Consider the following 13,136-nt stretch of genomic DNA (forward strand, 5'->3'; position numbering starts at 1 on the left):
GGGAGCTGATCCGCCTGCGGCGCGACAAGCGGAAGGACTAGATCCAGCGGCGCGGGATCTTGAAGGGCAGCATCATCTGGATCGGCACCGCCGCGAACCGGTCGAGCATCAGGCTCTCATGCACCGCCGTCGCCCGCTCCCCGCAGAGATGCGTCTCGACGACGGAGCGCGCGTAGAAGGGCGCATCCTCCAGCACCTGCACGACGCGCGGCTGATGCCCCGCATCCACGCCCGTCGGCCGCCTTATTCCCCAGCGCGTGCGCGGCAGCAGGGCAGGGGAGGGCACCGCCATCTCGCGCACCTGCGCCGCCGCATCCACCCGCAGGGCCAGCGACTGCCGCGTCCCGTCCCGCCGCTCGGCATTGTAGAGGATTGCCGCCCCCTCGCTGAGCGGCGCCCGGCACCAGTCCCACTCGACGAAGTCGCGCTCCAGCGGCGCATCTCCGTCATTGGTGTCGAAATACGCCGCCCCCGACCAGGCGAGCCCCGGCTTCTCGAACTCCACCTCCGCCCGCCCCACCGCCGCGATCGGCTGCCAGCGATGCCGCCCCGCCGCATCCAGCAGGAAGCGCCGCCGGTTGATCCCCGCCGGCCGGATGCGCACCACGCCCCGCAGCCGCGAGGGGATCGGCGCCGTCACCTCCTCGATGCGGATGGTCAGCACCTCGCCGTCCCAATCGAGCGCGCTTGGGCCGAGCCGCAGCGTCGTCGCACTGCGTTGCACGGAATCCCGCCCGCGCTCCGTCATCGCCCAGCGCCGCGGCTGGCCGTAGAGCGCCACGTTCAGCCCCGAATGATGCAGCGGGTCCGCCACCCCCTGCCGCCGCGCCATGGCGTAGTAGGGCGAGAAGACGCTGCCGAGGAAGGCGATGATCGTCAGCCCATGCCGGCCGTCATCGCTCAGCGCATCGACATACCACCAGGCATAGCCGTCCGGCGCGACCGCGCGGTCGAATCCAGGTGCCCAAGCAGCTGCGCCGCCGCCAGCCGCCCCGACATCGCCGCCATCGGCACGCCCGGCCCCGGATGCACGCTCCCCCCCGCCAGGTAGAGGCCCGGCAGCTTCGTCACCGCCCCCGGCCGGCCGAAGCTGCTCGCCCAGCCATGCAGCGCCCGGCCGTACAGCGCCCCGCCCGTCGCCGGGAAGAGCCGCTCGAAGCCCAGCGGCGTGGTCAGTACCGTCGCGCCTCTGTCCACCTGCAACCCGCAGCGCCGCAGCAGGTCGAAGCTGTTCCTCTCGCATGATGCGGTCTCCTCGGCGGTGAAGGCGCGCCGGTCGCCGAGCGCCGGCGCGTTGGTCAGCACGAGCAGCCGCTCCGGCCCGTCGGGCCCGGCCCCCGCATCGTCGCGGTCCTGCGCGCAGACATAGACGGTGGGCGCCGAAGGCAGCTGCCCGCGCCCGAAGATGTCGCGGAACTCCGCCTCGTAGTCGCGCGAGAAGAACACCGTGTGCCGCGCCAGCGGAAAACCCGAAGCTCTGGCCTCCATGCACCAGGTCATTGCTGACAGGCTCCGCTCCGCCGCCGGCCTCTCGACCGCGCCCTGCGCCGCCGCCCCGAACAACCCGCCCGCCAGCGCCCCCAGATCGGCATTGGCGATGACCGCCTCCGCCCCGATCCGCTCGCCGCTCCGCAGCACGACGCCCGACACCCGCCCGCCCTGCGCCTCGATTTCCCGCACCTCGGCGCCGTAGCGGAACCGCGCCCCCTTGGCCTCCGCCAGCCCCGCGAGCGCCAGCGCCAGCCGATGCATCCCGCCATCGACCAGCCATACTCCCGCCTGCTCCACATGCGCGACGAGCATCAATGTGGCCGGCGCCTGGAAGGGCGATGAGCCGCAATAGGTCGCATACCGCCCGAAGAGCTGCCGCAGCCGCGCATCGCGGAAATGCTTCCCCAGCTCCTTCCAGAGCGTGGCGAAGGGCGAGACGCCCCACATGTCGGTGAGCCCGCGCAGCCCCGCCCCCGCCGCCAGCGACAGGGGCGTCGGCCGCGCCGCGCGGATGAACGGCCCCTCCAGCGTCCGGTAGATCTTCCGCGCCCGCTCGCAGAAGTCGCGGTACCCGCGCGCCTCCGCCGCCCCCGCGAACCGCCCGATCGCATCGGCCGATGCCCCGATATCGGCGAACAGGTCGAGCCTCTCCCGCTCGCCCCAGGCATGCCGCGCCAGCACCGAGACCGGCCGCAGCCCCACATGCTCATCGAGCGAGACCCCCGCCTCGGCGAAGAGCTCCTCGAAGACCCAACGCATGGTGAAGACCGTCGGCCCGCCATCGATGCGCGCATCGCCCACGGCGACCTCCCGCATCTTCCCGCCTGGTGCCGCCCCCCGCTCGAGCACGGTGACGTCGAGCCCCCGCGCCGCCAGCACGACGGCCGCCGCCAGCCCGGCGATCCCGGCTCCGATCACCACCACTCGCGCATCAGCTGGATTAGTCGTTGACGCCATTGTCCATTAAAGATGACACTTTCGACTGACAATCAAGCCTTACAGTCAAGGCAGGGGAGGTCGCCATGGACGCCGTGACGCGGATCGAACGAGCCCTTAATGCCGCCATCGCCCTCGCCGAAGGCCCCGGCAGCCCGCCGCGCCTTGCCGAAGCCATGCGCTACGCCGTCTTCCCCCGCGGCGCCCGCCTCCGCCCGCGCCTCGTCCTCGCCGTCGCCGGCGCGGTCGGCGACGACCAGCCCGGCCTCGCGGAATCCGCCGGCGCCGCCATCGAGCTCCTGCACTGCGCCTCCCTCGTGCATGACGACCTGCCCTGCTTCGACGACGCCGCCACCCGCCGCGGCAAGCCGAGCCTGCACCGCGCCTTCGACGAACCTCTGGCGGTGCTGGCCGGCGACGCCCTCATCGTCCTCGCCTTCCAGCTGATGGCCCGCGCCGCTGCCGCCGCGCCGCAACGCCTCGGCCCCCTCATGCTCACCATCGGCGATTCCGTCGGCATGCCGACGGGCATCGTCGCCGGCCAGGGCTGGGAAAGCGAGCCCCGCTGCGACCTCACCGAATACCAGCGGCAGAAGACCGGCTCCCTCTTCGCCGCCGCCACCGCCGCGGGCGCCGCCGCCGCGGGCGCCGACCCGGACGCATGGCGCCTTCTCGGCGACCGCCTCGGCGAGGCCTACCAGGTCGCCGACGACATCCGCGATGCCGTCTCCGACGAAGAGGAACTCGGCAAGCCCACCGGCCAGGACGCCGCCCACCACCGCCCGAGCGCCGTCCTGCAACTCGGCCTCCCCGACGCCATCGCCCGCCTCGAATCCCTCGCCGCCGATGCCGCCGCCGCCATCCCGCCCTGCCCGGGCGCCGAGGGCCTTCGCGCCGTCATCCTGCTAGAGACGCAGCGCCTGCTGCCGCGCAGCCTCGCGGTGCGGGCCGCATAGCCCGCATGTCCAGCGCCATGGCCCGCCCCGCCGGCCTGCTGGACCGCGCGCGCGACACTTATGACCGCATCCTCGCCAGCCCCCGCTTCCGCAGCCTGGCGACACGCTTCCCGCTGACGCGCCCCGTCGCCCGCCGCCGCGTCCGCGCGCTCTTCGATCTCTGCGCCGGCTTCGTCTATTCGCAGGTGCTGCTCGCCTGCGTCCGCCTCCGCCTGTTCGACATCCTATGCGACGGCCCCGAGGAGGAATCCCGCCTCGCCGCCCGCCTCGCCCTGCCGCCCGAATCCGCCGCCCGGCTCTTCGCCGCCGCCGCCTCGCTCGGCCTGTTGGCACGGCGCAGCGAAGGCCGCTGGGGCCTCGGCCCGCTCGGCGCCGCCATGGTCGACAACCCGGGCGTCACTGCGATGGTCGAGCACCACGCCCTCGTCTATGGCGACCTCGCCGACCCAGTCGCCCTGCTGCGTCGCCCGCGCGGCGGCAACCACCTCTCCGGCTACTGGCCCTATGCCGGGACGGCGACGCCCGCCGCCCTCCGCCCCGAGCAGGTCGCCGCCTATACCGACCTGATGGCCGCCTCCCAGCCCATCATCGCGGGGGAGGTGCTGGCGGCCTATCCGCTCCGCCGCCACCGCTGCCTGCTGGATGTGGGGGGAGGCGACGGCTCCTTCCTCCGCGCCGCCGGCACGCGCCACCCGCATCTGCGCCTGATGCTCTTCGACCTTCCTGCCGTCGCCGAGCGCGCCGGCCCCCGCTTTGCCACCGCCGGCATGTCCGACCGCGCGAGCCTGCACGGCGGCGACGTCACCACCGACGCGCTGCCGCAGGGCGCCGATATCATCAGCCTCGTCCGCGTCATCCACGACCATGACGACGCCCGCGCCTTGGCCATCCTCCGAGCCGCCCACGCCGTCCTGCCCCCCGGCGGCACGCTGCTGCTCGCCGAGCCCATGGCCGCGACCCCCGGCGCCGAGCCGATCGGCGAGGCCTATTTCGGCTTCTACCTCCTCGCCATGGGCACCGGCCGCGCCCGCACGCCAGTCGAGCTGGCCAGGCTTCTGCAGCAGGCCGGCTTCACTACGCCCCGCTTGCGCCCGACCCGCACGCCGCTGCTCGTTCGGGTGATGACAGCCGAAGCTGTCGTTAATACTTGACAGTCACCGGTGTCAGTTTAAGCTGACATCAATCAGAAGAGGGAGGGCTGACGATGGACACCATGGCAGTCCTGCTGCAGGAGCCGGAGCAGCTGATGCTCCGCCGCCTCGACCTCACCCCGCCCGGCGCGGAGGATGTCGTCGTCGATGTCGAATGGAGCGGCATCAGCACCGGCACGGAGCGCCTGCTCTGGAGCGGGCGGATGCCAAGCTTCCCCGGCATGGGCTACCCGCTGGTCCCCGGCTACGAATCCGTTGGCCGCATCGCGGAGACCGGTTCCTTGTCGGGCCGCACCCCCGGCCAGCGCGTCTTCGTCCCCGGCGCCCGCTGCTTCGGCCCGGTGCGCGGCCTCTTCGGCGGCGCCGCCCGCCGCCTCGTCGTAGCCGGCGAGAAGACCGTCCCCGTCGCCGAGGCCCTTCGTGAGAATGCGGTGCTGCTGGCCCTCGCCGCCACCGCCCACCACGCGACGGCGGGCGGCACGCAGCCCGAGCTGATCATCGGCCACGGCGTCCTCGGACGCCTGCTGGCCCGCCTCTGCCTCGCCGCCGGCGCACCGCCTCCCACCGTCTGGGAGAGCAACCCTGCCCGCCACGCCGGCGCCGAGGGCTACCCCGTCCGCGACCCCGCCGAGGACCCGCGCCGCGACTACCGCAGCATCGTCGATGCCAGCGGCGACAGCGCCCTGCTCGACACGCTGATCGCCCGCCTCGCCCCGGGCGGCGAGATCGTGCTGGCCGGCTTCTACGCCGCGCCGCTCTCCTTCGCCTTCCCGCCCGCCTTCATGCGCGAGGCCCGCCTCCGCATCGCCGCCGAATGGCGCGCCCCCGACCTCGCCGCGGTGACGTCGCTGATCGCCGAGGGCCGTCTTTCCCTCGACGGCCTCATCACCCACCGCGAGCCCGCGCCGCACGCCGCCTCCGCCTACCGCACTGCCTTCACCGATGCGTCCTGCCTCAAGATGGTCCTGGATTGGAGCGAGTGTTCATGAACGCATCCGTCGGCAATCCCAGCTCCGCCACGCCGCAGGCCAGCATGCAGGACGCCCTCCGCGCCGAGGCCGCGCAGGAACCGGATGCCCCGCACACCGGCCCGGTGAAGCGCGAAACGCAGATCATCGCCATCTACGGCAAGGGTGGCATCGGCAAGTCCTTTACCCTCGCCAATCTCAGCTACATGATGGCGCAGCAGGGCAAGCGCGTCCTGCTCATCGGCTGCGACCCGAAGAGCGACACCACCAGCCTGCTCTTCGGCGGCCGCGCCTGCCCCACCATCATCGAGACCTCTTCGAAGAAGAAGCTCGCCGGCGAGGCCGTGCAGATCGGCGATGTCTGCTTCAAGCGCGACGGCGTCTATGCGATGGAGCTCGGCGGCCCCGAGGTCGGCCGCGGCTGCGGCGGGCGCGGCATCATCCACGGCTTCGAGCTCCTGGAGAAGCTCGGCTTCCACCAGTGGGATTTCGACTACGTCCTGCTCGACTTCCTCGGCGACGTGGTCTGCGGCGGCTTCGGCCTGCCGATCGCCCGCGACATGTGCCAGAAGGTCATCGTCGTCGGCTCCAACGACCTGCAGAGCCTTTACGTCGCCAACAACGTCTGCTCGGCGGTGGACTACTTCCGCCGCCTCGGCGGCAATGTCGGCGTCGCGGGCCTGGTCATCAACAAGGATGACGGCACCGGCGAGGCGCAGGCCTTCGCCGAGGCCGTCGGCATCCCCGTCCTCTCGGCCATCCCCGCCGATGACGACATCCGCCGCAAGTCGGCGAATTACGAGATCGTCGGCATGCCCGGCAGCCCCTGGGCCTCGGTTTTCGAGACGCTGGCCGAACAGGTGGCGACGGCGCCGCCGGTCCGTCCCAGCCCGCTCTCGCACGAGAACCTGCTCGGCCTCTTCAAGGGCGATGCGGTCGGCCGCGGCGTGGTGCTCGACCCGGCGACGATGGAGGACATGTGCGGCTCGGCCCTGGTCGAGAAGCCTTCCCTCGAAGTCGTCTACGAGGGCAGCTGAGCATGGCCGAGGGCGCATCCTGCCATGGCGGCCGCGAGACGATGCAGGCCGCCGCCCGCGCCGCCGGCAAGTCGGAGGCGCTCGACCGGCTGATGGCCGACTACCCGCGCGGCCCGCATGACCAGCCGCAGAGCATGTGCCCCGCCTTCGGCTCGCTCCGCGTCGGGCTCCGCATGCGCCGCGTGGCGACCATCCTTTCGGGCTCGGCCTGCTGCGTCTACGGCCTCACCTTCACCAGCCATTTCTACGGCGCCCGCCGCAGCGTCGGCTACGTGCCCTTCAATTCCGAGACGCTGGTCACCGGCAAGCTCTTCGAGGACATCCGCGAGGCCGTCCACGCCACCGCGAAGCCCGACGAGCTGGACGCCATCATCGTCATCAACCTCTGCGTCCCGACCGCCTCGGGCGTTCCGCTCGACCTGCTGCCGAAGCAGATCGACGGCGTCCGCGTCATCGGCATCGACGTGCCCGGCTTCGGCGTCCCGACCCATGCCGAGGCGAAGGACGTGCTCGCCGGCGCCATGCTCCGCTACGCTCGCCACGAGGCGGAGGCCGGCCCCGTCGCCCGCCCCGCCGCCCTGGTCGAGGGCGAGCCGACCGTCGCGCTGATCGGCGAGCTCTTCCCCGCCGACCCCATGGGCGTCGCCGCGCTCCTGGCCCCGATGGGCCTCGCCGTCGCCCCGCAGACGCCCGCCCGAGAATGGCGCGACCTCTACGCCGCCCTCGACTGCGAGGTCGCCGCCGCCACCCACCCCTTCTACACCGCGAGCATCCGCGAATTCGCCGCCGCCGGCCGCCCCGTCGTCGGCTCCGGCCCCGTCGGCGTCGAGGGCACCGAGGCCTGGCTGCAGGGCATCGGCCGCGCCGCTGGCCTGCCGCAGTCCCGCATCGACCTGGCTAAGTCCCGCGCCCTGCCGGCCATCCAGGCGGCGCTGGCCGCCGCGCCCATCCGCGCCCGCATCACCGTCTCCGGCTACGAAGGCTCCGAACTCCTCGTCGCCCGCCTGCTGGCCGAGGCCGGCGCCGAGGTGCCCTATGTCGGCACCGCCTGCCCGCGCACCGAATGGTCCGAGGCCGACCGCGCCTGGCTCGCCGCCCGCGGCAGCCACGTCCAGTACCGCGCCAGCCTCGAGCAGGACATGGCCGCGATGACCGAGGTGAAGCCCGACCTCGCCCTCGGCACCACGCCGCTCGTGCAGAAGGCGAAGGAGATGGCGATCCCCGCCCTCTACTTCACCAACATGGTCTCCGCCCGGCCCTTGTTCGGCCCCGCCGGCGCCGCCTCCATGGCCGCCATCGTCGCCGCGCAGACGCGGGGCCGCGAGCGCTTCTCCCGCATGGTTTCCTTCTTCGAGGGCGTCGGCACGCCCGACCGCGCCGGCTACGGCTTCCGCGGCCGGCCGGAGGAGCCCGCCGGCTTCCGCGACCGCCAGCGCAAGCTGCGCGCCGCCAAGCTCAAGGCCGACGAAGCGGTGGGGAGCTAGCGCGATGCTCGTCCTCGACCACGACCGCGCCGGCGGCTACTGGGGCGCCGTCTATGCCTTCAGCGCTGTGCGCGGGCTGCGCACGGTGATCGACGGCCCGGTCGGCTGCGAGAACCTGCCCGTCACCGCCGTCCTCCACTACACAGATGCGCTGCCGCCGCACGAGCTGCCCGTGGTGGTCACCGGCCTCGACGAGGAAGCCCTCTCCCAGACCGGCACCGAGGGCCCGATGAAGCGCGCCGCCGAATCAGGCGATGTCGAGCTTCCCGCCGTCGTCGTCACCGGCAGCATCGCCGAGATGATCGGCGGCGGCGTCACGCCCGAGGGCAGCAACCTCCGCCGCTTCATCCCGCGCACCATCGACGAGGATCAGTGGCAGGCCGCCGACCGCGCCATCAACTGGCTCTGGACGGAGTTCGGCGCCAAGAAGGTCCGCCCCCGCAAACGCGCCGAGGGCAGCCCGCCCCGTGTCAACCTCATCGGCCCGATCTACGGCACCTTTAACATGCCCTCCGACCTCGCCGAGATCCGGCGCCTGGTCGAAGGCATCGGCTGCGAGATCAACCTCGTCTTCCCGCTCGGCAGCCATGTGGACGACATCGCCCGCCTGCCGGATGCCGACATCAACATCTGCCTCTACCGCGAGTTCGGCCGCAAGCTCTGCGAGACGCTGGAGCGGCCCTACCTGATGGCCCCCATCGGCCTCTTCGCCACGACGAACTTCCTCCGCAAGCTCGGCGAGCTGACCGGCCTCGACCCGGAGCCCTTCATCGAGCGCGAGAAGCACACGACGATCAAGCCGATCTGGGACCTCTGGCGCAGCGTCACCCAGGACTTCTTCGCCACCGCCAGCTTCGCCGTGGTGGCGACCGAGACCTATGTGCGCGGTCTCCGCCGCTTCTTCGAGGAGGAGCTGGGCGTGCCCTGCGCCTTCTCCTTCGCCCGCCAGCCGGGGCTGAAGACCGACAACGCCGCCATCCGCGCGGCGGTCCACAAGACGCCGCACCTCGTCCTCTTCGGCTCCTATAACGAGCGGATGTATGCGGCGGAAGCGAAGGCCCGCAGCACCTACATCCCGGCGAGCTTCCCTGGCGCGATCATCCGCCGCGCCACCGGCACGCCCTTCATGGGCTATGCCGGCGCCACCTACCTCATCCAGGAATACTGCAACGCGCTGTTCGACGCGCTCTTCCACATCCTCCCGTTGGGGACGGATCTCGACCGCGTCGCCGCCACCCCCGCCCGCCCCGCCGAGCGCTGGGAGCCCGAGGCGCAGTCGCTGCTCGAGGCGCATCTCGAGACCGAGCCCTTCCTGCTCCGCATCTCGGCCGCCAAGCGGCTCCGCGACCGCGCCGAGCGCGAAGCCCGCGAGGCCGCCGAATCCTCCGTCACCGCCAGCCGCGTCGCCGCGCTGCTGCGCGCCCTCGCCGAGGGCCAGGCCGCATGACCGGTCCCCCTTCCTTCGCCGCGCGGCCCCACCGCGCCGCGCCCCGTCGCGCGTGGCTCATCCGGCCGCGTCGATCCCTGCCGCGCGGGAGTTGCGCGGTAACGGCCGCAAGGCCGCCATCGAAGAGGACATCGAGATGGCCGGTACCGATCTGCGAGATGGCTCGCTGACGGGGCTGACGGAGAGCGAGGCGAAGGAATTCCACGGAATCTTCGTCACGTCCTTCATCATCTTCACCGTCATCGCCATCGTCGCGCATTTCCTGGTTTGGCAATGGCGCCCCTGGCTTCCTGGGCCACGCGGCTACACGCAGTCGATGATCGACGGCGCGGCGTCGCTCGCCAGCTACGTCACCTGAGGGGAGGGCAGAACTCATGTGGCGTATCTGGCTGCTGTTCGATCCGCGTCGCGCGCTGGTCGGGCTCTTCACCTTCCTGCTCGTGCTCGCGCTGGTGATCCACTTCATCCTGCTCAGCACGAACCGCTTCAACTGGATCGAGGGTCCGCGCCCGCAGGCGATGATCACCGACACCATCAGTTCGGTCGTATAGCACGGCCGCTCAGGCGACGGACGGGGCACGCCCTCGCCCGCCGCCCTTGCCGCAACGAGGCTGCCCGCAGGGACCGCCTCCCCATCCGGGGTATCCACCATGGCGATGCTCAGCTTTGAAAGGAAATACCGCGTCCGCGGGGGCACCTTGATCGGGGGCGACCTCTTCGACTTCTGGGTCGGGCCCTTCTATGTCGGCTTCTTCGGCGTCACGACGATCTTCTGCACCCTCGTCGGCACGCTAATGATCTTCTACGGCGCCGCCATCGGTGGCACCTGGAACCCGTGGACGATCAACATCGCCCCGCCCGATCTGAAATACGGCCTCGGCCTCGCGCCGCTGAAGGATGGCGGGATCTGGCAGATCGTCACCGTCTGCGCCCTCGGCGCCTTCGTCTCCTGGGCGCTGCGCCAGGCGGAGATCGCGCGCAAGCTCGGCATGGGCTACCACATTCCCGTCGCCTACGGCATGGCCGTCTTCGCCTACTTCACCCTGGTGGTGATCCGCCCGGTGTTGATGGGCGCCTGGGGGCATGGCTTCCCCTACGGCATCCTCAGCCATCTCGATTGGGTGTCGAACACCGGCTACCAGTACCTGCACTTCCACTACAACCCGGCGCACATGCTCGCGGTGACCTTCTTCTTCACCACGACGCTCGCCCTGTCGCTGCACGGCGCGCTGGTGCTCTCGGCCATCAACCCCGCCCCGGGCGAGGACGTGAAGACCGCCGAGCACGAGAACACCTTCTTCCGCGACACCATCGGCTACTCCATCGGCACGCTCGGCATCCACCGCGTCGGTCTCTTCCTCGCGCTGTCCGCCGGGTTCTGGAGCGCGGTCTGCATCGTCATCTCCGGTCCCTTCTGGACCCATGGCTGGCCGCAATGGTGGGGCTGGTGGCTCAACCTGCCGATCTGGAGCTGATGCACGAGCAAGGAGGAGGACCATCCCCATGGCGGAATACCAGAACATCTTCACCCGCGTGCAGGTGAGGGGCCCCGCCTATGTCGGCGTGCCGCTCGCCCGCGGCAGCAGCCCGCGCGACGGCAAACCGAATTTCGCCTATATCCTCGGCTGGCTCGGCGATGCGCAGATCGGCCCGGTCTATCTCGGCTGGCTCGGCATCATCTCGCTCATTTTCGGCTTCGCCGCCTTCGAGATCATCGGCCTCAACATGCTGGCCTCGGTGAACTGGGATCCCGTCCAGTTCATCCGCCAGCTCCCCTGGCTGGCGCTGGAGCCGCCCTCGCCTGCCTATGGACTGCAGATTCCGCCGCTGGCGGAGGGTGGCTGGTGGCTGCTCGCCGGCCTGTTCCTCACCGTCTCCATCCTGCTCTGGTGGGCCCGCACCTATCGCCGCGCCCGGCAGCTCGGCCTCGGCACCCACGTTCCCTGGGCCTTCGCCGCCGCCATCTGGCTCTACCTGGTGCTCGGCTTCTTCCGGCCGCTGCTGATGGGCTCCTGGTCCGAGGCGGTGCCCTTCGGCATCTTCCCGCACCTGGACTGGACGGCGGCCTTCTCGCTCCGCTACGGCAACCTCTTCTACAACCCCTTCCACATGCTCTCGATCGTCTTCCTCTACGGCTCGACCCTGCTCTTCGCCATGCACGGGGCGACCATCCTGGCGGCCGGCCGCTTCGGCGCGGAGCGCGAGGTGGAGCAGGTGATCGACCGCGGCACGGCGCATGAGCGCTGCGCCATCTTCTGGCGCTGGACCATGGGCTTCAACGCCACCTTCGAGAGCGTCCACCGCTGGCTCTGGTGGTTCGCCGTGCTCTGCCCGCTGACGGGCGGCATCGGCATCCTGCTGACCGGCACGGTGGTCGACAACTGGTACCTCTGGGGCGTCAAGCACGGCATCGCGCCGGCCTATCCCGAGGTCTTCCGCGCCATGCCCGACCCACTCCTCGCTCCGGGAGCCGCACAATGAGCTTCTCCCTCAAACTCGGCGCGGTGCTCGCGGGGCTGCTCGGCCTCGCGGTCATCCTCCTCACCTTCGAGCGCCCGCCGGTGGAGACGGTGCAGACCGGCTTCCGCGGCGTCGCCCTTGGCAACATCGCCAATCCGCGGCTGCAACCGGCGCTGGCCGCGGCCAACCAGCTTCCGCCGATGATCCCGCGCGTGCCCTCGGTCGGTCCCCGCGCCGGTCAGGCCTACCGGAATGTGCAGGTGCTGGGCGAGCTGGGCGTCGCCGAATTCGCCCGCACCATGGCGGCGATGACGGCCTGGGTTTCCCCGCAGCAGGGCTGCAACTACTGCCACAACCCGGCGAACATGGCCTCCGACGAAGTCTACACGAAGGTCGTCGCCCGCCGCATGTTGCAGATGGTCGCCCGCATCAACGCGGAGTGGAAGCCGCATGTGCTGGAGACCGGCGTCACCTGCTACACCTGCCACCGCGGCAACCCGGTTCCGCTGAACGTCTGGTCCGAGAATACCGGCCCGATGCGCGGCGAGGGCTTCTCCGCCTCCTCCAACGGGCAGAACTTGGCCTCGCCGGTGGTGGGCGACAGCTCGCTCCCCTACGACCCCTTCAGCCGCTACCTCGATCAGGCGGTCAACATCCGCGTCCAGACGCCGGACCCGCTGCCCGCCGGCAACAGCCAGGGCATCAAGGATGCCGAGTTCACCTACGGGCTGATGATGCACTTCTCCCAGGCGCTCGGGGTGAACTGCACCACCTGCCACAACAGCCGCGCCTTCTCCGCCTGGGACCAGAGCGCCCCCCAGCGGACCAATGCCTGGCACGGCATCCGCATGGTGCGGGACATCAACCACAACTTCATCGATCCCCTGCAGCCGCTCTGGGCGGCCAACCCGAACGGCCCGCCCGGCGGCCCGCAGCGCGCCCGCCTCGGTGCGCATGAGGACCCGCTGAAGGTCAACTGCACCACCTGCCACCAAGGCGTGAACAAGCCCCTGAACGGCGTCTCGATGCTGCGGGACTACCCGGAACTGACCCGCATCACCAATATCGACGCGCCACCGCCAGTCCGGCAGTAGCGCGCCCGCCAGCCAGGGGCCGGCCCTTCCCTGCGCGGGGGAGGCCGGCCTTTGGCATGTTTGGAGGCCGGGACGGGTTGCGGGCACCACCGCTTCGGCTATATGCATCCTG

13 protein-coding genes are annotated in these 13,136 nt (G+C 71.1%); 11 read left to right on the forward strand and 2 right to left on the reverse strand.

The window, feature by feature from the left end:
• Positions 1-37: 37 nt before the first annotated feature.
• On the reverse strand, positions 38-814 hold the full coding sequence (locus tag LH62_RS09780) for a carotenoid 1,2-hydratase (protein ID WP_236552521.1): 777 nt from the start codon (positions 812-814) through the stop codon (positions 38-40).
• Between the two features lie 86 nt (positions 815-900).
• Complete coding sequence (gene crtD / locus LH62_RS09785; protein ID WP_043360907.1) at positions 901-2,448, reverse strand: 1-hydroxycarotenoid 3,4-desaturase CrtD; 1,548 nt, start codon at positions 2,446-2,448, stop codon at positions 901-903.
• Positions 2,449-2,513: 65 nt separating this feature from the next.
• Here crtD and LH62_RS09790 point away from each other — a divergent pair, with 65 nt between their 5' ends.
• The 11 genes from LH62_RS09790 (at position 2,514) to pufC (ending at position 13,024) form a co-directional block, all read left to right on the forward strand.
• Positions 2,514-3,383: a polyprenyl synthetase family protein gene (locus tag LH62_RS09790; protein ID WP_043360910.1), complete on the forward strand. Its 870-nt coding sequence runs from the start codon at positions 2,514-2,516 to the stop codon at positions 3,381-3,383.
• 5 nt (positions 3,384-3,388) lie between these two features.
• Positions 3,389-4,534, forward strand: coding sequence for a methyltransferase (locus tag LH62_RS09795; protein WP_043360913.1), 1,146 nt, complete (start codon positions 3,389-3,391; stop codon positions 4,532-4,534).
• Positions 4,535-4,587: 53 nt separating this feature from the next.
• Entirely contained in the window at positions 4,588-5,523 is a 936-nt protein-coding gene (bchC, locus tag LH62_RS09800; RefSeq protein ID WP_043360916.1) for a chlorophyll synthesis pathway protein BchC, read from the forward strand.
• Positions 5,520-6,539, forward strand: coding sequence for a chlorophyllide a reductase iron protein subunit X (locus LH62_RS09805; protein WP_052214061.1), 1,020 nt, complete (start codon positions 5,520-5,522; stop codon positions 6,537-6,539). The genes bchC and LH62_RS09805 overlap by 4 nt, the downstream gene beginning before the upstream one ends.
• Before the next feature lie 2 nt (positions 6,540-6,541).
• Positions 6,542-8,023: a chlorophyllide a reductase subunit Y gene (gene bchY / locus LH62_RS09810; RefSeq protein WP_043360917.1), complete on the forward strand. Its 1,482-nt coding sequence runs from the start codon at positions 6,542-6,544 to the stop codon at positions 8,021-8,023.
• A gap of 4 nt (positions 8,024-8,027) precedes the next feature.
• A complete protein-coding gene (gene bchZ / locus LH62_RS09815; protein ID WP_043360919.1) occupies positions 8,028-9,470 on the forward strand; it encodes a chlorophyllide a reductase subunit Z in 1,443 nt (480 codons plus the stop codon).
• 136 nt (positions 9,471-9,606) lie between these two features.
• A complete protein-coding gene (gene pufB / locus LH62_RS09820) occupies positions 9,607-9,828 on the forward strand; it encodes a light-harvesting antenna LH1, beta subunit (protein ID WP_043365479.1) in 222 nt (73 codons plus the stop codon).
• A 16-nt stretch (positions 9,829-9,844) separates the two neighbouring features.
• A complete protein-coding gene (pufA, locus tag LH62_RS29160) occupies positions 9,845-10,021 on the forward strand; it encodes a light-harvesting antenna LH1, alpha subunit (RefSeq protein ID WP_082012450.1) in 177 nt (58 codons plus the stop codon).
• A gap of 99 nt (positions 10,022-10,120) precedes the next feature.
• A complete protein-coding gene (gene pufL / locus LH62_RS09825; RefSeq protein ID WP_043360920.1) occupies positions 10,121-10,945 on the forward strand; it encodes a photosynthetic reaction center subunit L in 825 nt (274 codons plus the stop codon).
• Between the two features lie 28 nt (positions 10,946-10,973).
• Positions 10,974-11,951 carry a photosynthetic reaction center subunit M gene (pufM, locus tag LH62_RS09830; protein ID WP_043360922.1) on the forward strand — a complete coding sequence of 326 codons (978 nt, stop codon included), beginning with the start codon at positions 10,974-10,976 and terminating at the stop codon, positions 11,949-11,951.
• The gene (pufC, locus tag LH62_RS09835) at positions 11,948-13,024 is read left to right on the forward strand and encodes a photosynthetic reaction center cytochrome PufC (protein WP_043360925.1); all 1,077 of its coding nucleotides are present in this window, start codon (positions 11,948-11,950) and stop codon (positions 13,022-13,024) included. Before pufM ends, pufC begins: the two co-directional genes overlap by 4 nt.
• The last annotated feature ends 112 nt before the right edge of the window (positions 13,025-13,136 follow it).

The sequence above is a fragment of the Belnapia sp. F-4-1 genome (genome assembly GCF_000802185.1).
Lineage (GTDB): Bacteria > Pseudomonadota > Alphaproteobacteria > Acetobacterales > Acetobacteraceae > Belnapia.

Excerpts from the sequence above, each read along its gene's own strand:
- pufL (WP_043360920.1), top strand. The coding sequence starts at position 10,121 with ATGGCGATGCTCAGCTTTGAAAGGAAATACCGCGTCCGCGGGGGCACC.
- pufA (WP_082012450.1), top strand. The coding sequence starts at position 9,845 with ATGTGGCGTATCTGGCTGCTGTTCGATCCGCGTCGCGCGCTGGTCGGG.
- bchY (WP_043360917.1), top strand. The coding sequence starts at position 6,542 with ATGGCCGAGGGCGCATCCTGCCATGGCGGCCGCGAGACGATGCAGGCC.
- LH62_RS09795 (WP_043360913.1), top strand. The coding sequence starts at position 3,389 with ATGTCCAGCGCCATGGCCCGCCCCGCCGGCCTGCTGGACCGCGCGCGC.
- pufM (WP_043360922.1), top strand. The coding sequence starts at position 10,974 with ATGGCGGAATACCAGAACATCTTCACCCGCGTGCAGGTGAGGGGCCCC.
- crtD (WP_043360907.1), bottom strand. The coding sequence starts at position 2,448 with ATGGCGTCAACGACTAATCCAGCTGATGCGCGAGTGGTGGTGATCGGA.
- bchZ (WP_043360919.1), top strand. The coding sequence starts at position 8,028 with ATGCTCGTCCTCGACCACGACCGCGCCGGCGGCTACTGGGGCGCCGTC.
- pufC (WP_043360925.1), top strand. The coding sequence starts at position 11,948 with ATGAGCTTCTCCCTCAAACTCGGCGCGGTGCTCGCGGGGCTGCTCGGC.
- LH62_RS09805 (WP_052214061.1), top strand. The coding sequence starts at position 5,520 with ATGAACGCATCCGTCGGCAATCCCAGCTCCGCCACGCCGCAGGCCAGC.
- bchC (WP_043360916.1), top strand. The coding sequence starts at position 4,588 with ATGGACACCATGGCAGTCCTGCTGCAGGAGCCGGAGCAGCTGATGCTC.
- pufB (WP_043365479.1), top strand. The coding sequence starts at position 9,607 with ATGGCCGGTACCGATCTGCGAGATGGCTCGCTGACGGGGCTGACGGAG.
- LH62_RS09790 (WP_043360910.1), top strand. The coding sequence starts at position 2,514 with ATGGACGCCGTGACGCGGATCGAACGAGCCCTTAATGCCGCCATCGCC.